The sequence below is a fragment of the Candidatus Zixiibacteriota bacterium genome, assembly GCA_036397555.1.
Classification (GTDB): domain Bacteria; phylum Zixibacteria; class MSB-5A5; order WJJR01; family WJJR01; genus DATKYL01.
Genome location: DASWIS010000002.1, coordinates 12,817 through 34,786, shown reverse-complemented (window position 1 = coordinate 34,786; position 21,970 = coordinate 12,817). Strand labels below are relative to the sequence as shown.

Annotated in this window: 19 protein-coding genes and 1 pseudogene; 14 read left to right on the top strand and 6 right to left on the bottom strand. The window is 60.4% G+C overall.

Features of this window, described 5'->3' with window-relative positions; genetic code table 11:
- Nucleotides 1–135 precede the first annotated feature (135 nt).
- The 6 genes from VGB22_00950 to VGB22_00925 all read left to right on the top strand — a co-directional run bounded on the left by VGB22_00950 (nt 136) and on the right by VGB22_00925 (nt 9,172).
- Nucleotides 136–423: a hypothetical protein gene (locus tag VGB22_00950; GenBank protein ID HEX9749843.1), complete on the top strand. Its 288-nt coding sequence runs from the start codon at nt 136–138 to the stop codon at nt 421–423.
- A 661-nt stretch (nt 424–1,084) separates the two neighbouring features.
- Nucleotides 1,085–2,206: an efflux RND transporter periplasmic adaptor subunit gene (locus tag VGB22_00945; protein ID HEX9749842.1), complete on the top strand. Its 1,122-nt coding sequence runs from the start codon at nt 1,085–1,087 to the stop codon at nt 2,204–2,206.
- Nucleotides 2,203–5,340, top strand: a complete 3,138-nt coding sequence (locus VGB22_00940; GenBank protein ID HEX9749841.1) for a CusA/CzcA family heavy metal efflux RND transporter — start codon at nt 2,203–2,205, stop codon at nt 5,338–5,340. Before VGB22_00945 ends, VGB22_00940 begins: the two co-directional genes overlap by 4 nt.
- Nucleotides 5,341–5,357: 17 nt before the next feature.
- On the top strand, nt 5,358–6,938 hold the full coding sequence (locus tag VGB22_00935) for a hypothetical protein (protein ID HEX9749840.1): 1,581 nt from the start codon (nt 5,358–5,360) through the stop codon (nt 6,936–6,938).
- 84 nt (nt 6,939–7,022) lie between these two features.
- Nucleotides 7,023–8,315: an aminoacetone oxidase family FAD-binding enzyme gene (locus VGB22_00930; protein ID HEX9749839.1), complete on the top strand. Its 1,293-nt coding sequence runs from the start codon at nt 7,023–7,025 to the stop codon at nt 8,313–8,315.
- 80 nt (nt 8,316–8,395) lie between these two features.
- A complete protein-coding gene (locus VGB22_00925) occupies nt 8,396–9,172 on the top strand; it encodes a GH25 family lysozyme (GenBank protein ID HEX9749838.1) in 777 nt (258 codons plus the stop codon).
- A 42-nt stretch (nt 9,173–9,214) separates the two neighbouring features.
- Here VGB22_00925 and VGB22_00920 read toward each other — a convergent pair whose 3' ends face one another.
- Together VGB22_00920 and VGB22_00915 are read right to left on the bottom strand one after the other, a co-directional pair.
- Nucleotides 9,215–9,712: a YajQ family cyclic di-GMP-binding protein gene (locus VGB22_00920; GenBank protein HEX9749837.1), complete on the bottom strand. Its 498-nt coding sequence runs from the start codon at nt 9,710–9,712 to the stop codon at nt 9,215–9,217.
- A gap of 21 nt (nt 9,713–9,733) precedes the next feature.
- The gene (locus tag VGB22_00915; protein ID HEX9749836.1) at nt 9,734–10,510 is read right to left on the bottom strand and encodes a dienelactone hydrolase family protein; all 777 of its coding nucleotides are present in this window, start codon (nt 10,508–10,510) and stop codon (nt 9,734–9,736) included.
- Nucleotides 10,511–10,748: 238 nt separating this feature from the next.
- Between VGB22_00915 and VGB22_00910 the strand changes: the two genes are divergently transcribed.
- Nucleotides 10,749–11,873, top strand: coding sequence for a hypothetical protein (locus VGB22_00910; protein HEX9749835.1), 1,125 nt, complete (start codon nt 10,749–10,751; stop codon nt 11,871–11,873).
- A gap of 134 nt (nt 11,874–12,007) precedes the next feature.
- Nucleotides 12,008–12,355 carry a hypothetical protein gene (locus VGB22_00905; GenBank protein ID HEX9749834.1) on the top strand — a complete coding sequence of 116 codons (348 nt, stop codon included), beginning with the start codon at nt 12,008–12,010 and terminating at the stop codon, nt 12,353–12,355.
- Here the strand turns inward: VGB22_00905 and VGB22_00900 are convergent, their stop codons facing one another.
- Both VGB22_00900 and VGB22_00895 read right to left on the bottom strand, forming a co-directional pair.
- On the bottom strand, nt 12,356–13,876 hold the full coding sequence (locus VGB22_00900) for a fused MFS/spermidine synthase (GenBank protein HEX9749833.1): 1,521 nt from the start codon (nt 13,874–13,876) through the stop codon (nt 12,356–12,358). It abuts the gene before it with no gap.
- A gap of 85 nt (nt 13,877–13,961) precedes the next feature.
- Nucleotides 13,962–14,546, bottom strand: a complete 585-nt coding sequence (locus VGB22_00895) for a carbonic anhydrase (GenBank protein ID HEX9749832.1) — start codon at nt 14,544–14,546, stop codon at nt 13,962–13,964.
- Nucleotides 14,547–15,598: 1,052 nt separating this feature from the next.
- Between VGB22_00895 and VGB22_00890 the strand changes: the two are divergent.
- Nucleotides 15,599–16,114, top strand: a pseudogene (locus VGB22_00890) (DUF6607 family protein).
- A 53-nt stretch (nt 16,115–16,167) separates the two neighbouring features.
- Complete coding sequence (locus tag VGB22_00885) at nt 16,168–16,767, top strand: DNA-3-methyladenine glycosylase I (GenBank protein HEX9749831.1); 600 nt, start codon at nt 16,168–16,170, stop codon at nt 16,765–16,767.
- 10 nt (nt 16,768–16,777) lie between these two features.
- On the opposite strand, the gene VGB22_00880 is transcribed toward VGB22_00885, so the two are convergent.
- The gene (locus tag VGB22_00880) at nt 16,778–17,479 is read right to left on the bottom strand and encodes a hypothetical protein (GenBank protein HEX9749830.1); all 702 of its coding nucleotides are present in this window, start codon (nt 17,477–17,479) and stop codon (nt 16,778–16,780) included.
- Nucleotides 17,480–17,754: 275 nt separating this feature from the next.
- On the opposite strand from VGB22_00880, the gene ruvX reads away from it, so the two are divergent.
- The 4 genes from ruvX to VGB22_00860 all read left to right on the top strand — a co-directional run bounded on the left by ruvX (nt 17,755) and on the right by VGB22_00860 (nt 21,323).
- Nucleotides 17,755–18,246, top strand: coding sequence for a Holliday junction resolvase RuvX (gene ruvX / locus VGB22_00875; protein ID HEX9749829.1), 492 nt, complete (start codon nt 17,755–17,757; stop codon nt 18,244–18,246).
- On the top strand, nt 18,236–18,382 hold the full coding sequence (locus tag VGB22_00870) for a hypothetical protein (GenBank protein HEX9749828.1): 147 nt from the start codon (nt 18,236–18,238) through the stop codon (nt 18,380–18,382). Before ruvX ends, VGB22_00870 begins: the two co-directional genes overlap by 11 nt.
- Before the next feature lie 3 nt (nt 18,383–18,385).
- On the top strand, nt 18,386–19,420 hold the full coding sequence (gene mltG / locus VGB22_00865) for an endolytic transglycosylase MltG (protein ID HEX9749827.1): 1,035 nt from the start codon (nt 18,386–18,388) through the stop codon (nt 19,418–19,420).
- A gap of 196 nt (nt 19,421–19,616) precedes the next feature.
- Nucleotides 19,617–21,323, top strand: coding sequence for an Ig-like domain-containing protein (locus VGB22_00860; protein ID HEX9749826.1), 1,707 nt, complete (start codon nt 19,617–19,619; stop codon nt 21,321–21,323).
- 38 nt (nt 21,324–21,361) lie between these two features.
- Here VGB22_00860 and VGB22_00855 read toward each other — a convergent pair whose 3' ends face one another.
- Nucleotides 21,362–21,925: a pyridoxamine 5'-phosphate oxidase family protein gene (locus tag VGB22_00855; GenBank protein HEX9749825.1), complete on the bottom strand. Its 564-nt coding sequence runs from the start codon at nt 21,923–21,925 to the stop codon at nt 21,362–21,364.
- Between the last annotated feature and the right edge of the window lie 45 nt (nt 21,926–21,970).

Here is a 21,970-nt window from a genome sequence, read left to right as displayed (position 1 = left end):
GCCGGCGCCGCTACGCCCGGATGTCTCATCGGCTCATGATTCCGAAGACTCGGTGTTATTCGCGTCCTTTGGGAACCCCGATGTGCCGATAATTGTCTTATCGGCATATAGTCGCCCGACGATACGTCCATGGTCATGAGACTATCCGATACAATGTCCGGCCGGTTGGTCGGCCTGCTGATACTGGTGGCGCTGTTTGCGGGATACGCCACGTGTGTCATCTGTGACGCAGAAGACTGTTGCGACGAAGCGCGTTGCGATGAAATCTGCGCCTGCCATTGCGCCTGTTCTTTTTGTGTCGTGCCGCTGCTCGATGTACGGGTCAACTCATTGATGTGTCTCGGTGAGATCGCCGAGTCATCCTCTGATGTCTCGGTCCAATGCGACCCCCAGGGTCTGTTCCGACCGCCTCGCTCTTCCTAACCCGGCTGCCCATTCTTAAAAAGAGTCAATCCGCGCCACCGATGTTTGGCCGCGCGAATGAATTCTTTGATTCCGGACGAATTCGTCCGAGAGAGGATCATTTCAGATGCGCAAGAATGTCATTGTCTACACCACCCTGCTGGCAGTCGGCGCCTTGATCGGCTGGTTTGCCGGACAGAGGTCGCCATCCTCACAGATACAATCGGAACGTGTGGCCACAGCCGTCTGCGCTGTGCATGGCATAGACGTCGATCTGTGCACCCGGTGCAATTCGGCTCTGATACCCAGGTTCACAGAGAGCGGCGACTGGTGTGTTGAGCACAATGTCCCGGAGTCCCAATGCGAGCTCTGCAACCCGGGGCTCGCACGCGCGGCATCAGCCGTCTGTCCGCATGGATTAAGCGCGAACATCTGCGCACGGTGCCACCCGGAACTCATCGCGTCGTTTAAGGAGAGCGGCGACTGGTGCGCCGGGCACGATGTCCCGGAATCCCAGTGTGAGCTTTGCAATCCTGGATTGGTTCGTGCTGCCGTCATAGACGATGGCCACGGACATTCCCAGGGTGGAAGTGAACACTCGCAAATTGATGGTCAAGGTCCGGCCCAGACGGCTTCGGGGCCGGGCTCGACGTCTGAGGACTCACGCTTTCCGGGTTTGTCGGTGATCTTTGAGAAGAATCAGCCGTTGTGCCCGACTGATGGGTCGGTCATTCAGTTCGCCTCGATTCAAACCGCCGACCGCGCGGGAATTCGTGCGATGCCGGTCACGATCGGACTGGGAGGGCATCGATTCGAGGCGCCGGCCGAGACGGTCTTTGATCAGACGCGCACGACGATGATCTCCTCGACCATTCCCGTGACTATTCGCCGCTGGCGCGTCGAGCCGGGCACTCCTGTGGATGCCGATGCGCCGTTGGCGGATGTCGAATCGCCGCAGATGGCATCGCTGCAGGGCGCGTATCTGAAAGGATGGAGCGACTGGCGTGTGCATGCCCGCGAACGCGAACGCGCCGAAGCATTGCTCGCGCGTGGACTGATCGACTCGGCCGGATACGAACGCACGATGGCCGATGCAGTTGCTGCCGAGGGGCACTGCGTGGAACTGGCCAGCCAATTGCGGCTTGCCGGGTTGGCCGAGAGTGATCTGCTGGCGCTTCGTGAACGCGGCGCCGTCTCGTCGCAGTTTACGCTCCGATCAGTCGTCGGTGGGGCGCTGCTGGAACGACCTGCCGCATTGGGCACATTGATCGAGCCGGGCGTGACGATGGCAGTCGTCGGTGACCCCGCCGCAATCTGGGTTGAAGCCGATGTGCGCGATCGCGACCTCTCACGCGTGGAGGTGGGCCAAACCGTCAACTTCCTCTCCGACGCGGGCAATTCCGATCCGGTCGTCGGTACCGTCATTTGGATTTCCCAGTACCTCGATCCCCACACCCGCACCGGCATCGTCCGGGTGAAGCCGACTCGCGCCACGACGCACGTTCGCGCGCACCAGTTCGGCCGGCTGCAACTTCCCGACGGGACTCTGCAGTCGGCGATTCTTGTCCCCCATGACGCGGTGCAGTGGGAAGGCTGCTGCAATGTCGTCTTCGTGCAGGAGTCGCCCGAGCGATTTCGCCCGCGCAAAGTACGGCTGGAGACCGGCGAAAGCGGCCACTATCGCGTGCTTGACGGTCTGCGGCCCGGCGAGTCGGTTGTCGTGGAGGGCAGCTACCTGTTAAAGACGGAACTGCAGAAGGGAAGCATCGGGGCCGGCTGTTGCGGACTGGAGGCGGCATCGTGAAGGGGCCGTCTCATCCGGCACCCGCAGACGACAGCGACTCACTCCTCGGACGATGGATTGGCTTCACCATCCAATACCGAGGATTGATGCTCTTCGCGGCCGCCCTCTTGGTCGTCGTCGGCGTCATCGCGTTGACACGCCTGCCGTTTGACGCCTTTCCCGACACGACGCCGGTCATGGTGCAGGTGAATGTCACGGCATCGGGCTGGACTCCGGAGGACATCGAGCGGCAGATCACGTATCCCATCGAACGCGAATTGGCCGGGCTTTCGGGACTATCGGAGGTGCGCTCGATCTCGAAATTCGGCCTGGCGCAGGTGACGCTGCTCTTCGATGACGATATCGATCTCTATCTGGCCCGTCAGCAGACAACTGAGAGACTGGTCGGCGTAACGCTGCCCGATGGAATCGAAGCGCCGGTCCTCGGTCCGATCTCAACCGGACTGGGCGAAGTCTTCCATTATGTGTTGATCGCCGAATCTGCCGATCCGACCTATGCTCGCACGGTGCAGGACTGGATCGTCAAGCCGCAACTGCAGTCGGTGCCCGGCGTGGCCGAGATCAACGGCTGGGGCGGATACCAGCGACAGTACCACGTACTCGTCGATCCGAATCGCTTGGTGCGCTACGGCATCACGTTGACGCACGTCATCGACGTGCTGCGGGAGAACATCGGCAATGTCGCCGGGGGGCAGATGGTGCGCGGCGGCGAACGGACGCTGGTGCGCGGGGTCGGAATCGTTTCCACGCGCGAGGACATCGATGAGTTGGTCGTCGCCACGGTCGAAGGCGCGCCCATCCACGTGCACGACATCGGCGAGGTGGTGATCGGCCACGAGATCCGTCGCGGTGCGACGACCTACAACGGTCAGGGCGAGGTCGTCCTGGGGCTGGGATTCATGCTCGTCGGCGAAAACTCAGCCGACGTAACCCGACGTCTCGATGAACGCCTCGAAGAGATCAAACGGACTCTGCCGGAGGGTGTCGAAGCGCGAACAGTATACCGCCGCACCGACCTGGTCGATCAGGTGCTGCACACGGTTCGCGAGAATCTCTTCTTTGGCGCGCTGCTGGTCGTCGCCATTCTCTTCATCTTTCTTGGTAACCTCCGTTCCGGGCTGATTGTGGCGTCGGCGATCCCACTGTCGATGCTGTTCGCCTTCGACATGATGACGCGGCTGGGGATCGCCGGCAGCCTGATGAGTCTGGGGGCCATCGATTTCGGGCTCGCGGTCGACAATACGGTCATTCAGGTGGAAAACAGCATACGGCGGTTGGCGGAGCACGCAGGGTCGCCGTCACGGCTGGATATCATCCGTCGCGCGATCATGGAAGTTCGCAAGCCGACGCTCTTCGGCGAACTGATCATCATTGTGGTGTATCTGCCCATCCTGACGCTCGAGGGGATCGAGGGGAAACTGTTTCGCCCGATGGCGATCACGGTCGTGCTGGTGCTCTTCGGCTCGATGTTGTTGTCCTTTTCCGTCATTCCCGCGATGATCGCAACATTTCTCCGGGATAATGTCGGCCGTCGTGAACCGCGCGTCGTCGAATGGCTTAAACGAGCGTATCGCGCCCCGCTGGATTGGACTCTGCGTCACGCGCGCGCGGCCATCGCCATGGCGCTGATACTCGTCGTGGGCGGCGTCTTGCTCTTTGGCCAGCTCGGCTCTGAATTTGTTCCGCGCCTGTCCGAGGGCACGATCGCGATCAATCTGGTGCGGCTGGCCGGAGTCTCATTGGAGCAGTCTGTCGAATACGGCACGCGCGTCGAGCAGATCCTCCTGGATGCATTTCCCGATGAAATCGACCACGCGTGGACACGCACGGGCACGGCGGAATTGGCCACCGATCCGATGGGATTGGAGGTCAGCGATGTTTTCATCACGCTGAAGCCGCGCAACGAGTGGCGCCGGTCACGATCGCAAGCGGAATTGGTTGAACTGATCGATCAGGAGCTCTCCGATCTGCCGGGGATGAATCTCGTGTTCACGCAGCCGATCGAAATGCGCATCAACGAGATGATTGCCGGTATTCGCGGCGATATCGGCATCAAGGTCTTCGGTGATGATCTCTCCGTCCTCGTACAGAAGGCCGAAGAGATTGCGGCTCTGGTGCAGACTCTCGACGGCGCGGCCGACGTCACAGTCGAGCAAATCACCGGGCAGCCGCAATTCGACATCGCCCTGGACCGTGATAAGCTGGCTCGTTATGGGCTGGCGGCGCGCGAGGCGCTCGATCATGTCGAGAGCTTTGGCGGGATTCATGTGGGGGAAGTTTATGAAGGGCAGCGCCGCTTCGATCTCGAAGTGCGCATGATGGAATCGTACCGCCGTGTCACCGAGGACATCGCCCGTCTGCCGATCCGGTCGGAAACCGGCGCCATCGTCACGCTCGACCAGATCACGCGGCCGGAACTCCACAATGGTCCGTCGACGATTACGCGTGAGTGGAGCAAGCGCCGGATCGTCGTGCAGTGCAATGTACGGGGCCGGGATGTCGGCTCCTTTGTCGAGGAATTGCGCGAACGTATCGACGGAACTGTCGAATTTCAGCCAGGGTATTTCGTGCGTTATGGCGGGCAGTTCGAGAATCTGCAGCGGGCCCGTACGCGGCTGGCCATAGTGGTGCCGTTGGCGCTGACGCTCATCTTCGCGCTGCTGTACTGGACATACCGTTCGTTCCGCGACGCCATCCTCATCTTCACGGGGGTGCCATTGGCGGTCTTTGGGGGCGTGTGCTCGCTCTTTGTGCGCGGGATGCCGTTTTCGATCTCAGCCGGCGTCGGGTTTATCGCGCTCTCCGGCATCGCGGTGCTCAATGGTTTGGTGCTGGTGTCATCGATCAAAGGGCACCTGACCGACGGGCTGATGCTGACCGATGCCGTGCGCGACAGCGCCATCGGGCGACTGCGGCCGGTGCTGATGACGGCGTTGGTCGCATCCTTCGGCTTCATCCCGATGGCGCTGTCGCATAGCGTCGGCGCTGAGGTCCAGCGCCCGCTGGCCACGGTCGTCATTGGCGGGATCCTGACCTCGACGGCGCTGACGTTGTTCGTTCTTCCGGCATTGTACGCGCTGTTTGGGGCGAAACGTCAGCCAATCAGTGAAAGTGTCCGAGTCGACGGTGTATAACGTCTTCGGATAGTCTGATGCGGGCACTCCGATGTTTGCTCACTGCGGTTACGATGGCGTTGTCGGCGGGTGTTGTCGATGCGGCGTCCTCCGACACCGACACACTCCTTCTGCGGGCGTATGTCGATGCTGTCATCGCGGGCGATTGGGACAATGCAGAGCGTCTCTGGCATCCGGATGCCGTGGCGCGATCGCGGCGGCTCGGAATTCGGCTTGAGGAAGTCCCACTCAAGTTCGACTGTTCTTCACCGCTTTTTCTGCATCTCGACAGCATACGATCCGGTGCGGTGACGGTTTCAGTGCAGCAGCATCCGGAAGATTCGGGGCGGAATGTCCTGCGATTGATCGTCTCATTTGCCGGTCAGTCGATGAGTGCTGCCTACGGTGTGGTCGATTCCGACGGTCCGCGTCGGCTGGCGCCGGTGTTGTTCACGGAGACCGGCGATTGGCATGTGCGTGACACGCGCTACCTTCGGATCCGGTGCCGCGACACCACCCGCATCAACGGCTACGCCCTGGACCGGATGGACCGATTTGTCGACTCCGTCCTGACGTACTTCGGCGCCGCCGACGCACGTCGGCGAATACTCGAACGGGAGAAGATCGAGTACGTGCTGACCGACCGTGAGGGAATGCTGCGTATGACCGGATATGACATTTCCGGGCTGACCGATCTCCCGCTCGATGCGATCGTCACCAAGCACCTGTGCCACACTCACGAGTTGGTTCACGTTCTCGTCAATTTCGTGCTGGAAAGCGTCCCGTTGTACACGCTGCCATGGATGCAGGAGGGATTGGCGGTCGCCCTGGGCGGGCGATGGGAGAAAGCGCCCGAGGTCGTACTTCAGGTCGGGGCGTTTCTCCTGGAATCGGGATTGATCAGCATTGATGAGATTCTCTCGTACGATGGTTTTCACGAGGGGGAAGGCACTTCGGACTTGTCGTACGCCCTCAGCGGATTGCTTGTACGGTGTCTGATGGACTCACTCGGCCCGGAGCGGTCACTTGACTTGTATCGTGATTTGTCCGGTCCGAAAGCGGCATTGCGCGCCCTGCCGCCGTTTGAAATCAAACGCCGAATCAGCACACACGACGGGATCGACATGTCATCTGCGTCGATCCCGTGCACGGCCACGCGCGAACTTGTACGCGGGAGCGGATTGCACCCGTGCAATGAACCGATCGCTGCGAAAATAATTCATGAAAGTCGGGCGGGCGGAATGACCGGAACGGTTTCCGAAGACGACTCGATGTTCGTATTTGAGATTCGGTCCGATACAGGAACGCCCGATGGTACGTTTCTCGTTGGGTCGACCGCCGGGGACGGTTACGATGGATATCGCAGCGCACTCTTCGAGCGGCAACATCGCGATGTGCCGTACGGCGGTGAAGTGTTGGGCATCGTATTTGACGATCAGGAAGTCGGATTGTATGACTATCGAACCGACATGCTGCTGTCCAAGTTTGCCGCCGGATTCTCGTTTGGCAAACGTATTTGGGATCCCGACGAACACACGGTACGTTTCGGGCTCGACAAGACGGTGGTTTCCATAAACATTGCGGCAGAGCCGTGCCGCATGATTCAGCGTCCGCACTGATCCAATGTCACCCTCCCGCATGGCGGAAGCCCCGCATCATCGCTGTTTCGCCGGACACTCGAACATCGCATTGTAGTCGCCGTGATGCGCCGGGAATCATGCGATATCGCGATCATCGGCGCGGGTGCCGCAGGGTTGGCAGCCGCCGTCTTTGCGGGCGCACGCGCGCGCAAGCCGGATGCACGCATCATTCTGATCGAAAGCGCGCGCAGACCGGGTGCCAAGATCTTAGTCAGCGGCGGCGGCCGCTGCAATGTCACCAACGATGTCGTCACCGCCGACGACTTCTGGGGCGGCTCGCGTCACACGATCGCCAAAGTGCTTCAAGCATTCAGCAACGAAGACACGGTGGCGTGGTTTCATCGTATGGGCGTCCCGCTCAAGCTGGAGTCCACCGGCAAATACTTCCCGACATCCGACCAGGCGCAGACCGTGTTGTCGGCGTTGCTGGCACAGGTAGCGCCGGCCGGCGTCGATCTGACATCCGGGGAGCGCGTGACGGATGTGCGGCTCGACGGCGACGGTTTTCTCGTGCAATGCAAATCGATCGCTGGGCAAACGTCGATGTGCCGCGCGCGTCGCGTCATCGTCGCGACCGGCGGGCTGTCGCTGCCGAAGTCGGGCAGCGACGGCGCCGGGCTTTCGATCATGCAGCGCCTCGGACACACGATCATTCCGACAACGCCGGCCCTCACGCCGCTGGTTTTGCGATCCGGGGCGAGTGTCGGAGGACGATTCTCCGAGTTTCGCGGGATTACAATGGACGCCCGACTGCGGTTGTGCCGTGGTCGCCGCACCCAGCCGATCATTGAATTGACCGGTTCATTGGTCTTCACGCACTTTGGAGTCTCCGGGCCGGTCGCGATGAATCTCTCTCGCCACTGGCTGCGGGCACGAATGGCTGACCGGCACACATCACTGCGCGTGGTCTTCGGAGTCCCCACACTGGCGACCATCGAGCAAGCCGATCAATGGCTGCTCAAACAGGCACGAGCTCATCCCCGACGGTCCGTCGAAACTGCACTATCGGAGTTGCTGCCGGATCGCATCGCGCAGGCGATCGTCGCCGAATTCAACGAGCAGTCCACGCTCTCGCAGTTGCCGTCACAGACACGACGCCAGCTCGCCCTCCAACTTGTGGAGCTGGAGCTGGATGTGGTCGATACCCGCGGCTATTCCCACGCCGAGGCGACGGCCGGGGGCGTCGACTTGCGCGAAATCGAATGGCGGACCATGGAATCGCGCAAGATGCGCGGCCTGCATCTGTGCGGAGAGATACTCGACGTCGACGGGCGAATCGGCGGCTTCAACTTCCAGTGGGCATGGTCGACCGGATTCCTGGCGGGTCGCGGCGCAGCCGAAGCTCTCGGGCGCTAGTTGGCATGATTTAATTGACACCGGCACTCGGTCGATAGACCAATTGGAGTAACCCTGACCACAGGTCAATGGGAGACAACATGCCGATGCCATCACGTCTGCCGTATCTCGCGATAGCCCCCGTGGCAGTGCTCGTGACACTCGGGTTCTATTTCGCTTTTGAACGCGAAGGCGTATACAAGAACGCCAAGAGTCCTGAGACTGAGGGCCCGGGAACTCAGTTGTCGATCGACCAGCGGCTGCACAAGGGCATTGACGTGTCGTTCCACAGCGGATCGGTCGATTGGACCGCCGTCGCCGCTCAGGAATTCACGTTCGCGTTCCTGAAAGCAACCGAGGGCGATGATCTGCGTGATCCGTCGTTTGGCTCCCACTGGTCAGAGGTGAAGTCCGCCGGGATGGCGCGTGGCGCGTATCACTTCTATGTGACCGAAGACGATCCCGATACGCAGGCGCAATTGTTTATCGGCGTGGTCGAGTTAGAGCCCGGAGATTTGGCTCCGGTGGTGGATATCGAATTGATCGGCCACCATACGCAGCCGGGACTGAAGGCACGGCTGAAACGGTGGCTCGATGTCGTGGAGAGTCACTACGGAGTCAAACCGATCATCTACACCAGCCCCAAGTTTTGGAACGAACATCTTGGTCCGGAATTCGGCGATTACCCGCTGTGGATCGCCGAGTATGAAGTCGATGAGCCGAAAGTTCCGAGCGGATGGTCAACCTGGCATCTGTGGCAATGCGTCGGTGACACGTCCGTGCCGGGAGTCGAAAAGGGGGCCGACATCACACGACTCAACCATGAAGCGATCCGATTCTCGGAGTTGATTGTGCCGCCGTCGGGTCGGGATTTGTAGGGAGACCACGGGCCAAACGACGGACGCGGGCAGGCGGCTCGGTCACCGATAATTGTCGAAGCTCAGATGGAATGACAAGTCCGCGCCGCGCAACGCCTCGATCACCGATTGCAAGTCATCCTTCTTTGAACCGGCCACCCGTACCTGCGCATCCTGAATCGACGTCTTCACTTTCAGCTTTAACTCTTTGATGATCTTGACGATCTCTTTGCACTGCTCGGTACTCAGGCCGGATTGAACTTTGATCCTTTGCGTCACGGTCCCCGAGAAGGTCGCCTCGATGTCGCCATAGACCAATCCCTTCAATGGTACCTCGCGCTTGGCGAGCCGTCCGAGCAGAATCTCCAGCACGTTTCGGCGCCTCATATCGTCATCGCCGACGACCGTGATCTCGCGTTCTTTGCGATTGAGCGCGATGCTGCTCTTGCTCCCCTTAAAGTCAAACCGCTGGCTCATCTCGCGCGTTGCCTGATTAACGGCATTGAGCACTTCTTCCATGTCGATCTTTGAGACAACATCGAATGAATAATCTTGTGCCATCGGCAATAATCCCTCCGCGGGCTACTTGAACAGGTCGACGAAGAATCTCTTCATCGCATCCCACGAGCGTTTGTCCGCCGCTTCGTTGTACGCCGCGCCTTTGGCTTTGTCGTCGCCTGCCATCGGCTGCGTGAAGGCGTGAACCGCATCCTCGTAGGCCACATATTCGTACTTTACGCCGGCGTCCGTCATCTCCTTGATGAAGGCCGCCACCGATTCGGGTGAGACATGCGGATCATCAGCGCCATTGAGAATCAACACGCGCCCCTTGATGTTCTGGGCGTCATCGGGATTGGACGCATCCAGACCGGTATGAAATCCGACCACGCCGGCGACATCTTTGCCCGACCGCGCCAATTCCAGACAAACCCACCCGCCAAAACAGTAGCCGATCGCGGCAGTTTTGGCTGGGTCGACACGTTCGTGTTGCGTCAGCCAATCGAACGCCGCGCCCACGTGCCGACGGGTCAGCGACGGATCGCCCTTGAACTGTCCGGCCTGTGCCCCGGCCGACTGCGGCGAATCAGGACGCACGCCCTGGCCGTAGAGGTCCGCGGCGAACGCAACATACCCAAGTTGCGCCAGTTGTTCGCAGCGGGATTTCTCATAGTCGGTCAACCCCATCCACTGATGAACGACCAGCACACCGGGACGCTGACCGGCGGTCGAATCGTCGTAGGCGAGATACCCCTCGCAGGTGCGGTCGCCGGACCGATACTCGATCGTTTGAGTGACAACCTTGCCAGATGCGGTCGAGATGAAGGCAAGGGATAACATTAGCGCCAGCGCAGATTTCATCTCAGTTCCTCCTCGGGTTCAAATACGACAGAAGGCGCCGCCGGCGCAATGGCCGAGGATCGATTTGTCTTTCCCATGGTGGATGTGCTCCGCGCCCGGACCGGGGCCGGTCGGCGCCCGACGCAGAATTCGGCTTGACAGGGGCTGACAAATCATGTTCTCGTTTCTGCAAATAACCGACCTTCCCACGGAGGGGAGGTCCCTCACCATCCCAACCGCTTCACCTTAGGAGGCCTGAATGAGAGACTCATTCAGACGTCTTCGTCACAACAGGGGAGTCCTCATCGGTGTGGCGATCGCCGTCGCCGCAGGAATCTGGGGATGTTCCGTCGTCGACGAATCCGCGACCGGTCCCACGGCGTTTTCCGATGACGCTCTGGGACGCATCAGTCCCCAGTTGCAATCGGTCATGGCCGTGCAGGAGGCCCACACAAAGCGCTTGATGGCGGAGCCGGATGTGATCGGCACAGCCACGACGCTTGATGCCAAGGGTCAACCGGCGGTCATGCTGCTGGTGACATCCCAGAAGGCGGCCGATGCGGCGCCCAGGACTCTCGATGGCGTCCCAGTCGAGATCGTCTTAACCGACCCGATCGTTGCCATGAAGGGCCCCGGGGGCGGGGGTGGCGGCGTCAGTCATACCGCGAAACAAACACCCCCCATCCAGCTCGGGACCTCGGGTGGCTGGCGCTATGACCTCGCCAACGGGTACTGTTGCGGCGGCACCCTCGGGTCGCTGATCCAGGTCGGCGGGCAAAAGCGGATTCTCAGCAACTACCACGTCTTCGAAGCTGACATTGTTAACGGCGGCAATGGGCGGACGGCTCAGACCGGCGATTTCATCATCCAGCCCGGCCTGATCGATGTCGGTTGCAACGCGAACAATTCCCAGAATGTCGCCACGCTGGTCAAGTCCAGTTCACTGCCCGGCAGCAATGTTGACGCCTCGAGCGCCACGATTATCAGCGGCATGGTGAGCGAGAACGGTGCGATTCTCGAGGTCGGCACGCTCTCGTCGTCGACAGTCGGGGCCTTCGTCAACCAGGCGGTTAAGAAGAGCGGACGCACGACCGGCTTGAGCCGCAGCAAGGTCAACGGTCTGAACGCGACCGTGAGCGTCGCCTATGATAATGAGTGCGCCGGCGGAACCGCTTTCACCAAGACGTTCACCGGTCAGATTCTGGTATCGAACAGAGCCGGACGATTTTTGTCCGGCGGCGACTCCGGGTCGCTGATGGTCGAAGACGTCACAACCAATCCGAGGGCCGTGGGCCTGCTCTACGCGGGCAGCAACACAATTGCCGTGGCCAATCCGATCGGGCAGGTGTTGTCGTTCTTCGGCGCCACGATGGTCGGGAACTAACTGGCCCGTTGCTTCGGCTTCACGAACCGCAATAGGAGTCCCGTCCGCCGACTGCGAGTCGAGGGCGGGACTCTCTCTTTGAATTCCCGAAACTGGGATCGGCCAAAGTGCATATGATCCCTCAGGATGGCCACATGCCCAGCCCCATGAGTCCAGTCCGGTTCGGACATCAGATCGGTCGGGCCGCGCTGAGTGCTTTGGTGCTGGCCGCCTGCGTGGGGTGCGCACCACAATCCCAGAAGGGGGACGCCGTGGCACAAAAGGACATCAATGCCGTGATGGATGCCCATGTCGACGAATTGATGTCCATCGTGGGTGTTACGGGTGTCGCAATCGGAGAACTCGACGACGGAACTCCGTGCATTTTGGTTTTAGTATTTGAGCAAACCGACGAACTCGAGCGCAAGATTCCCCGAGAACTGGAAGGGCACCCGGTCCGGCTACTCGAGAGCGGGGAAATCAAGCCGATGGACGAAGAGTGATTACCACGCGAGTCCGCGTTCGCTGAAGACCGTGTGCAACTGGCGTCGCGCCACGAGATTCACCCGCTCCGCCCATACATCGATCGGGTTTAACTCATCGGTCAACACTTGCACTCCGATCGTATCCACCTCAAAACGGTTGTCCCAGGCGTGCGCGCGATCGTAGTCCGCGGAAAACCGATCCATGGGAATCGGCGGCTCATCCCTCAATACGATAGACCTGTCCGATGCCAGTAAGATCAGATTCCCGATCTGGTCCGGTGGCTCGGCGATCGGCAGGACGGTGACATGCGCGAAGCGGCGCTGCGCTGTGGCGGACAAAGAACGAACGATGACATCGTCCCAGCCCACCGCTTCAACATTCATCGCCAGGACACCGTCGGCCGACAGGCGCGACTTGACCAGCGCGAATGCCTCCTCCGTGACCAGGTGGAATGGGATCGAGCTGCTGCCGAAGGCATCCATCACAATCAGATTGTACGCGCCATCGTGCGTGATCAGGTATTGCCGCGCGTCCATCACAAAGACGCGCGCCTCGTCCGATTTCAAACCAAAGTGCGCGTAAGCGGTTTCGACCACGCCACGATCGATTTCGACCGCATCGATTCGCCAACCCCCACGATGGAATGACTTGACGACGGACCCGCCACCCAGTCCGACCAGGAGCATCTCTCCGGGCTCTGCGAACATCCACTGGGCGAGGTCGAGCACCTTTACGTAGGGAAAGCGCGATTCCCATGTGCGTGGATCGACGATCGTGTGTGTCCCCCCGTCGATCAGCATGTAGCGCGTATCATCGCGTTCGACAACTCGGATTTCAGCGTAATGAGTCTGCCTGACATCAAGCAATCCCCATTCCGGGTTAACAGTGACCGATGGCGATGCGCGAACGATGACGACGGCGCCGCCGCCAAAGACAAGTGCCGCGACGACAATTGCCTTCGCGCCGCTGCGCAATGCCATGCCGATGGCCGACGTGACGACCAGCGCCAGGCCGATCAACAAGAGAAGACGCGATACGCCCATGTTGGGGATCAGGAAAAACCCGGTCGCGATCGCCGCAACCACGCTGGCGACGGTAGAGATCGCATAGAGATTACCGGCCGTCGTTCCGACGACATCCAGACTGGCGGCCTTCAATCGGATGGCATACGGACTGACCATCCCCAACAACACCAATGGCGGGAAGAACAGGGCGGTGGCGGTGATGAGCACCGCCATGCGCAGACCGACGCTCTCCGTTGCGGCCAATACCGGCATCCGCATCCACGGGATCAACGCGATCCACACGCCGGCCAGACCGATGACAGCGGCGAATCGCCGCAGATTCGGACCACGGTCGGCCCACCGTCCGCCGATCGCGTACCCGACGCTGAGCGCCGCGAGCGTGACTGAGATCAACGCCGACCAGAGGTAGAGACTGGCTCCGTAAAACGGCGCGATGACTTTCGTCCCCAGAATCTCAACAGCCAGAACCGATGCGCCGCTGACGATCACCGCGAGGTAAACATAGAAGCTCATGAGCCCAAATCTACACCGTGATCACTCGGGCGCCAACAGGATCAGGGGCCGGGGTCGGCCGGATGCGAGGGCCCGTCTCTGCCACCTATCCGCGCTCGGCGCCCGCCTCTGTCGCCGCCTCGACCTCGATCAATCCGCCGGTCCGGACGTCAAAGATGTACCCATAGATTGCGATCGACCTGGGCACGAGCGGGTGATTGCGGATGCGCAGCACATCCTCGACCACGCTCGTCTGCTGATCGGAGATCGTCAGCCATTTGATGAAGCGGCCGTCCGGCGCACCCGGCCCTTTACCGATGTCTTTCCAGCCGCCATTGCTGATCGTGGCCGTCTCCAGACTTCTGGAGAGCAGATCGGAGATCACATCGTCGGTGAATGTCTCCATGCCGCAATCGGAATGGTGAACCACAAACCACTCGCGCGTTCCCAGCAGCTTGTAAGAGATGACCAGCGACCGAATCGCGTCGTCGCTGGCGCGCCCGCCGGCGTTGCGAATGACATGCGCATCGCCCTCGGCCAATCCCGCAAACTTGGCCGGATCCAAGCGCGCGTCCATGCATGTCAAAACGGCAAACCGCCGTCCCGGGGGCATGGGCAGGTCGCGCTTGCTCCCGAATGTTTCTTTGTACGACTGATTGGCTCGAAGGACCTGTTCGACCGTGGTGCTCATGATGCCTCCTGTTGCCTTGATGCGTTTTAGATACAAAAAAAGAACCCCTCCTTGCGGAAGGGCTCTCGCTTCATGTCGCTGTCAGGTGTGGCTTAATCCAGATTCTGAATGAGCATTCCCTTCCGTCGTGAGAAAACGCGACAACAGCAACAACCCATCACAGAGTACGTCACGGCAGAATGCCGGTGCATGTCGGGATGAGGTCTCATCTCCATAATCCTAAGGCACTTCCTATGCTTATTCTCGCATCTTTCAGAGGTTTTGTCAATAGCCGCCGGTGTGGGTGTTCTTCGCTTACGCGCGCCCATGCGCGGGCGCGTTCTGCGCAACGCTGCTTCTGACTGCGAATTCGGACTTGACTCGGTCCAGCGAGACATGTACCAAGTACCCCGCCGAGAGTTAGGCGCGCCTAACTTCGCGGTGTAAGTGGTTACCGCTTGAACGGCAACAGCTTGAATTCCTCGGAAGGTGCCCCATGCGTTTATCCAATTCAGAAGCTGTCCAATGCGATAGCATGACTCAGGAGCAGGCAAAGGCGAACTCCCTGATCAAGTATGTTTCATGTTTGGCAGCCGCCTGTCTTCTGATGATGCCGCGTATCGTATCCGCGCAGGAAGTCGAACCCAACGCTCTTACAGACGATTTCGAACGGGACCGTCTGGCGATCCTCGCGATGGCGGGAGAATATGAAGTCAGCTTTTCATTCGAAGAAACGGTCGCGCTGCAAGCCGGCTACCTGGTGCACGAACCGCATCGTTCGCGTGGGCGTGAACTGGTTTGGGTGATCGAAGACCGGGGCGACTTCGTCAGCTTGCAGCATCTGCTCGTTATCGACACGACCGAGTCCGGCGATGCACCGATCAGCATGCGGGACGAATGGGATGACCGCGTCGTGAAGCATTGGCGGCAGGACTGGACGTATCAAGACACGGCATTGTTGGCCTACGCGGGCTTCCAGAGTTGGGGCATCAGGCGCTGTCTTCGGCGCTGGTCAGCGGCACGTGGACTCAGGCCGTTTATCAGGTCAATGATTTGCCGCGTTCGAGTCATTCGGGCGCTGGATGCACATTGCCAATCGTTCCTCCTGGGAGTCGGGTGTGACGTGGCGGCCCTTGCCGCGACGGGAACGCGCGCGCCAGGAGGAGTACGATGTCCTCTGCGGAGTGAATCGTCACACGATTACGCCCGACGGCTGTGTCCATGAACAGGATAACTACAAGCTGGACTTACACGGCTACGGCACGACGGCATCGGTGCTCGTGCACGAGCGCGGATCAAATACATACCGACGCCTCCGCGACGATTCCCTGCTGGCGGCGCGGGAGTATTGGCGGCGCACCGCGCCATTCTGGGCGGGCGTGCGAGCAGCATGGGCTGAGACGACCTCCCGTCATTCATCCTTCACGTTTGCCGAGGGCGTGAGCGCAAAGGACATTTGGGACACGTTGTTCGAGTGGGCTGAGGAGTACGGAAACAAGCCGGATGGCGGGGATTACGCAATTCGGCAGGCACGGGCCTATATCGATTCGGCCCTGATGGCTCACCCGGGACTGCGCGCCGAGTACTGACCGCCCGTTGGAAAGTGATGGTACGAGGGAACGGACCGTCGTACCCATCCCCCATGCCGGATCCGGCCAATTATGCCGACCGACGTCGCCGCTGCCCGTGGGCGGGAAACGATCCGCTCTATGTGTCGTATCACGACACCGAGTGGGGCGTCCCGATCCACGATGACCGCCTGCTGTTTGAGTTTCTGATTCTTGAGGGGATGCAAGCGGGGCTCAGTTGGCTGACGATTCTCCGCAAGCGCGGCAACTTCCGGAAAGCGTTCAATGGTTTCGATGCGGGCAGAGTCGCACGGTACGACCCACGCAGGATCGAACGGCTTCTGACCGATCCCGGCATCATACGCAATCGCGCCAAAGTCGAAGCCGCCGTCGGCAACGCGCGGGCGTTTCTGAGCGTTGTCGACGAATTCGGCAGTTTCGATTCATACATCTGGCGTTTCACCCAGGGCCAAGCGATCGTCAATCGCTGGAAGGAACTCTCCGACCTTCCCGCGGAAACCGCCGAGTCGCAGGCGATGAGCAAGGACTTGAGATCGCGTGGATTCCGATTCGTCGGTCCGACCATCTGCTACGCGCACATGCAGGCGACCGGAATGGTCAACGACCACCTGGTCCGGTGTTTTCGTCACAGAGAAGTCCGCGCACTGCGATAGGCCGCGCGAGTTACTTCCCGTGTTTCTTCATCATGTCAAGGATCGTTTGCAGCGATGTCGTGACATTGGAGAGCGCTGAAGAGTAGCGGCGGATCAACTCGGTGTACTGCCAGCGCATGGCAAAAGCCTTCGGCGGAAACTCCAGGACTTCCATCAGCACCTGGACACGGATCTCGTCGATATATCGTACGACATCGTAGGGAAAGTCGCCGACATCGAGATGGCTGGCATCGCCGCGGCTGATACGGTCACGCAACATCTCGACTTTTTCCAACACAACGGTCCCGAAACACCACGGCGTCATGATCACGCCCAGATTGTGCCCGTCGGAATAAAACGAGCGGATCGTGCGCATCAGCAGATCGAGGATGATACGCCGTGCGCGGCAGAACGCCAGCGTCTCGGCGTGCGTCGCCGGGATGGCATCGATCCTGACGGCCGCCTCATTGAGCAGTTGGGCGCAACGGTCCGCGATTAACTCCAGGAAGTTGTAGTGGTCTTCGAAATACACCTTCAGGTTTTCGGAAATGGTCATGATGTAATAGCCGCGCCCGTCTTTCCTGATCTTCGGTTCCGACTGGTTGTCCAGACGATGCGGCGGAAACCCGCGCTGGAGATTTCCCAGCGCCGGGGCAGCGGGAGAATCAGCATGCGTGCCCAGTGTCTCCGGATCCTGTTCCGAGGCCTCACGATGACGGTCGGTGGTTGTCATGATTGAGGCAAGTGCAACCCCAGTGCCGTCTTGGGTTCATACGACGGCAGCGGCCCGATTTATGTCGGACATTCGCAACATTCCAAGTTCGCTTACCCCTTGATGTTCGGGCACGTCAGATTGCAATCGTCATGAGCGCGGCCGAAACTTGGCCCAATGGCACTTCGTGCATGCAGCGCGGTCACCAGACTCTGCAAACCGATGCAGTGTAGTCGGTCTCAGGCGGCGTGATTTGCCTGTGCCCGCAGACGATTCGAAGCGTTAGGTTATAGTTGATGTGCGCGACCGCTTCATGGCCGAATGATCCGAGCGGCAGGGTCCTGGCGGTCGACTATGGCCGACGACGGGTCGGGTTGGCGATTTCCGATCCGACCGGCACAATCGCCAGCGGGCTGGAGACGCTGATCGTTCGCGATGCCGACCACGCAGTGCGTCTTATCGCCGAGGGGCGGCGTCAGTGGGAGTATGATCGCATTGTCGTCGGGCTGCCGCTTCTGACGTCCGGTGATCACGGGCCGATGACCGACGAGGTCGAGCGATTCGTCGAGCGACTGCAACGCGCCGCCGGCGTTCCGGTCGAAACACTCGATGAACGATTCTCCTCTGAAGAGGCGCAACGCATCCTTCATTCGACCGGAAAGCGAATCAAGGGTAACAAAGGCACGATCGACCGCATCGCGGCCGAGCTGCTCCTGCGTCACTACCTCGACCGCTCGGCGCCATCCCACGGTGAGCTCGACGATGAGTTTGATGAGGATGACACTTAAAGAACGGATCGGCGACTGGCTGCGTGCAATAGTTGCGGTCGCGCTCGTGGTCGTCCTGTTTCTTCCTTCGTTGGTGATCCGTCTCGCCGACCGCTTGACTTTACGCGCCGCCCGCAAACGCGCCGGGTTGGAGTGAGCGATGATCCACTGGCACATCCCATTATTGTGGCGCTTCGTTGCCGCGACCGTTGTCTTGCTCTGCGTTGCCGTCGGCGCATTTACGTTTTGGGCAACCCGGCCAATCGATCTGCATGAGTCGATCGTCATCGATGTGGCTGTCGGCGCCGGAGCGCGGCAGATTGCGCTGCAGTTGGATTCCGTCGGAATCCTCAGGTCGCGCCTCGCGTTTGTGGCGATGGCCCGCCTCCGCGGTTTGGACCGTCGGCTCAAGCCGGGCCGCTACAAGTTTTCCGAATCGGCATCGATCAACTCGATTCTCAATGATCTGGCCGCAGGTCGCTCCGAGATCGTCACCGTCACGATACCGGAGGGATGGACGCTCGCGCAGATTGCGGAGCACTTGTCGGTGAAGATGGAGTTTGAATCGAAAGTGTTTCTCACACTTGCTGATGACCCCGATCTCCTGCATCGCTTAAACATCCCGACCACGTCACTCGAAGGGTATGTGCTGCCCGAGACATATTCGTTTGCGTGGGGAGTTGAACCGACGACCGTACTGGCGACAATGATCGATCACATGTCGGCTATATTCGCCGACTCTGTACTTGTTCAGATGAACGTACTGGGCATGACACGCCATGACATCCTGACACTGGCATCGATGGTCGAAGCGGAGACCGCCTCTCACCCGGAGCGCGCGCGGATCGCGGCCGTGTTTCACAATCGGCTCCGACGCGGGATGCTGTTGCAATGCGATCCCACCGTTATCTACGCGATGGGCGGCCTGGCACCGGGGCAGACGCTGCTCACGCGCGATCTGGAGATCGACTCGCCGTACAACACCTACCGTCACACCGGCCTGCCGCCGGGGCCGATCGGCAATCCGGGGAAGGCGTCGGTCCTCGCCGCACTGTATCCCGACTCGACCGACGAATTGTATTTCGTCGCTGACGGCGGCGGCGGGCATGTCTTTTCCCGCACGCTCGACGAGCACAATACTTCACGCGCGCGCATCAAACGGGAACAACGACGGCCCGCAGGGACCGACGATTGAGACCGTGACGGATTATCGGCCAAGGCGCGACGCCCTCGCCCATCGGTTTTGGCTTGGAAAACCCTCTCCTCGGTGTTTAAATTCCTCAGAGAGTTCAGTTACCGACCCTGGTCACTCGTTTCCGGGTGTCCGGCCAAAGAGTTGACTTACAATCAAAGCACCCGCGCAGTGGGTCGAACAGATTATGGGAGGATGTATGCGCCATCGTCTTGGATTCCGGAGCACGACGCTGTCGCTGACGGCAGTATTGCTCATGCACACGACCACATGGGCGGACCCGCAGTCCTTTCACCGGATTGGATTTAACGAAATCCACACAAACGCTGATGGGACCAGGCAATACGTTGAGTTGATCGCCAAATTAAGCGGCCAGACCAACCTGTCGCCGGTGCGGATTACAGCGTTTGATGCGACTGGGACCACCGAGACGCTGGTGCACGACTTTACCGCATCGTTTCCAGCTCTCGGGCTCAACGAGACGGTCCTGCTGGCGACCGCGGCGGTGGCTGCCGACATGATCAACCCGCCCGACTTCATTATTCCCGACAATTCGATTCCCATCACGGATGGACGGCTGGTATTTCGGCTGGATCCGCCCGGTACTGATTATGTCGATGCGGTCGCATACGGCAACTACACCGGCAGCAACACCGGGTTCGGGACGCCCGCGCTGGCATTGCCGAGCAACGGCTGCCAGTCGCTGGTGCGCACGCGCATCGTCTTCCCGCCGCAGATCAGCGACAATTCAACTGACTATGCCATCGGCACGCCATCGCCGCAGCCCAATGGCGATCCGGCCGAAACGATCGACTGCCCGCCGCAGGCCCCGATCCTGGAGCCCATTGACGACGCGGTCGTCAATGAAGGCCAGACGCTTCTGATCGCAGCCGTCGCCGACGACGCCAACGGCGACCCGATGGAGTTGTCCGCCGAAAATCTACCGCTGGGCGCATCGTTTAATAGCCCCGGTGACGGAACCGGCAGCTTCATGTGGACACCCGGATTTACACAATCGGGTGTTTACAATGTCCTGGTCATCGCCTCCGATGGTGCCTTGGCCGACTCCCAAGGGGTTGAGATCACGGTCACCGAAGTCACCGACCCGCCGGAGGCACGCGACTCAACCGCGTCCGGCGTCGAAGATGTCCCCCTTGCGGCCAATCTGCAGGCGCTCGATCCCGATGGTGATCCGCTGACCTATTCCATCGTTGCCGGTCCGTTTCATGGCGAAGTGCAATCGCTGCTCCCTACGATGGGAAACTTCACCTATGCGCCGGACCCCGACTTCTTCGGCGACGACTCGCTGTACTTCGCGGTGACCGACGGGATCGCGCCGCCCGACACCGGGGTATGGCGCGTGTTGGTGGCGCCGGTCAACGATCCGCCGGTGGCCGACGATGCCTTCATGTTCACTCTTGTCAATACGCAGTTCGGAACGCCCCCGATGCCGGTGACCGATGTCGACGACGTCAGTTGGACAATCGCACACACGGCTGGCCCGCTCCACGGTTCGATCGATAATTTCGACGCGGGCACAGGGGCATTCGACTACACACCCGATACTGACTACCTCGGTCTCGATACCATTCTCTACCAGGCCAATGACGGCGAAGACCTGTCCAACATTGCCATGATTCTCATCAACATCGCGGCTTCGTGCGCGTGCGACTGCCACGGCGACCCGGTTTGCGACAGTGTCGTGAACGTGTTCGACGTCGTCAAAGGAGTCGATGTCGCGTTCCGCGCGGGAGCGCCGGTACCAGATCCGAACCCGGCGTGTCCGCGTCAGACAACCGATGTGACGTGCGACAACGTGACCAACGTCTTCGACGTGGTGAAACTGGTCGATGTGGCCTTTCGCGCCGCCGACCCGGCGACGGTGTACTGCGACCCGTGCGCGTAGATGGATGGCCCGGACCTTGGGGAATGCTTGAACTGTGATTAGATCGACCCCGCCGCAAACTCAAACGCTCCCGGGAAATCCGTCGGCGCGACCTTGCGCTTGGCGCTCCATGATTCGATGGCGATGCGGTACACGCTGATCTCTTCAATCTCCTGCTGCGTGATCGGGCGGTAATCTGTGCCCGGCCGCAGGTGCGGGAAGTACTTCTCGATCAACATCAGCATCTTCGCGCGGGCCAATTCCGTGTCGGTGACAATCGTCCCGCGTCCGAAGATCATGACGCTGTCGTACTCGACGCTCAGTTCGCGCGCCGTGTCAGCCGGAAGCAGACGCCCCATCGCGCTGACACAGAAACACACGCGTTCATCGGCATCGACATTGGTACGCAATCGTCCCGATCCGGCGGTGTGCATGTAGATCGAGTGCGTCGACTCGTCGTAGACAAACGTGTTGATATTGAGGTACGGCTGACCGTCATGCACCGTCGCCGTGATCCCCTGTGGCGAGCGCGCGAGAAACTTCCTGATCCACGCGTCGTCCTCGACCGCGCGGTCCTGCCGACGCATCGCCGTGCGGGGGTCGTTTTCCGGTGTAATCGCCATGCCGTGTCCTGTGTCAGCCCCTGCCCCGGGCGAAAGATAGTGACA

Excerpts from the sequence above, each read along its gene's own strand:
- VGB22_00950 (HEX9749843.1), top strand. The coding sequence starts at position 136 with ATGAGACTATCCGATACAATGTCCGGCCGGTTGGTCGGCCTGCTGATA.
- VGB22_00935 (HEX9749840.1), top strand. The coding sequence starts at position 5,358 with ATGCGGGCACTCCGATGTTTGCTCACTGCGGTTACGATGGCGTTGTCG.
- VGB22_00930 (HEX9749839.1), top strand. The coding sequence starts at position 7,023 with ATGCGCCGGGAATCATGCGATATCGCGATCATCGGCGCGGGTGCCGCA.
- VGB22_00925 (HEX9749838.1), top strand. The coding sequence starts at position 8,396 with ATGCCGATGCCATCACGTCTGCCGTATCTCGCGATAGCCCCCGTGGCA.
- VGB22_00920 (HEX9749837.1), bottom strand. The coding sequence starts at position 9,712 with ATGGCACAAGATTATTCATTCGATGTTGTCTCAAAGATCGACATGGAA.
- VGB22_00915 (HEX9749836.1), bottom strand. The coding sequence starts at position 10,510 with ATGAAATCTGCGCTGGCGCTAATGTTATCCCTTGCCTTCATCTCGACC.
- VGB22_00910 (HEX9749835.1), top strand. The coding sequence starts at position 10,749 with ATGAGAGACTCATTCAGACGTCTTCGTCACAACAGGGGAGTCCTCATC.
- VGB22_00905 (HEX9749834.1), top strand. The coding sequence starts at position 12,008 with ATGCCCAGCCCCATGAGTCCAGTCCGGTTCGGACATCAGATCGGTCGG.
- VGB22_00900 (HEX9749833.1), bottom strand. The coding sequence starts at position 13,876 with ATGAGCTTCTATGTTTACCTCGCGGTGATCGTCAGCGGCGCATCGGTT.
- VGB22_00895 (HEX9749832.1), bottom strand. The coding sequence starts at position 14,546 with ATGAGCACCACGGTCGAACAGGTCCTTCGAGCCAATCAGTCGTACAAA.
- VGB22_00885 (HEX9749831.1), top strand. The coding sequence starts at position 16,168 with ATGCCGGATCCGGCCAATTATGCCGACCGACGTCGCCGCTGCCCGTGG.
- VGB22_00880 (HEX9749830.1), bottom strand. The coding sequence starts at position 17,479 with ATGACAACCACCGACCGTCATCGTGAGGCCTCGGAACAGGATCCGGAG.
- ruvX (HEX9749829.1), top strand. The coding sequence starts at position 17,755 with ATGTGCGCGACCGCTTCATGGCCGAATGATCCGAGCGGCAGGGTCCTG.
- VGB22_00870 (HEX9749828.1), top strand. The coding sequence starts at position 18,236 with ATGACACTTAAAGAACGGATCGGCGACTGGCTGCGTGCAATAGTTGCG.
- mltG (HEX9749827.1), top strand. The coding sequence starts at position 18,386 with ATGATCCACTGGCACATCCCATTATTGTGGCGCTTCGTTGCCGCGACC.
- VGB22_00860 (HEX9749826.1), top strand. The coding sequence starts at position 19,617 with ATGCGCCATCGTCTTGGATTCCGGAGCACGACGCTGTCGCTGACGGCA.
- VGB22_00855 (HEX9749825.1), bottom strand. The coding sequence starts at position 21,925 with ATGGCGATTACACCGGAAAACGACCCCCGCACGGCGATGCGTCGGCAG.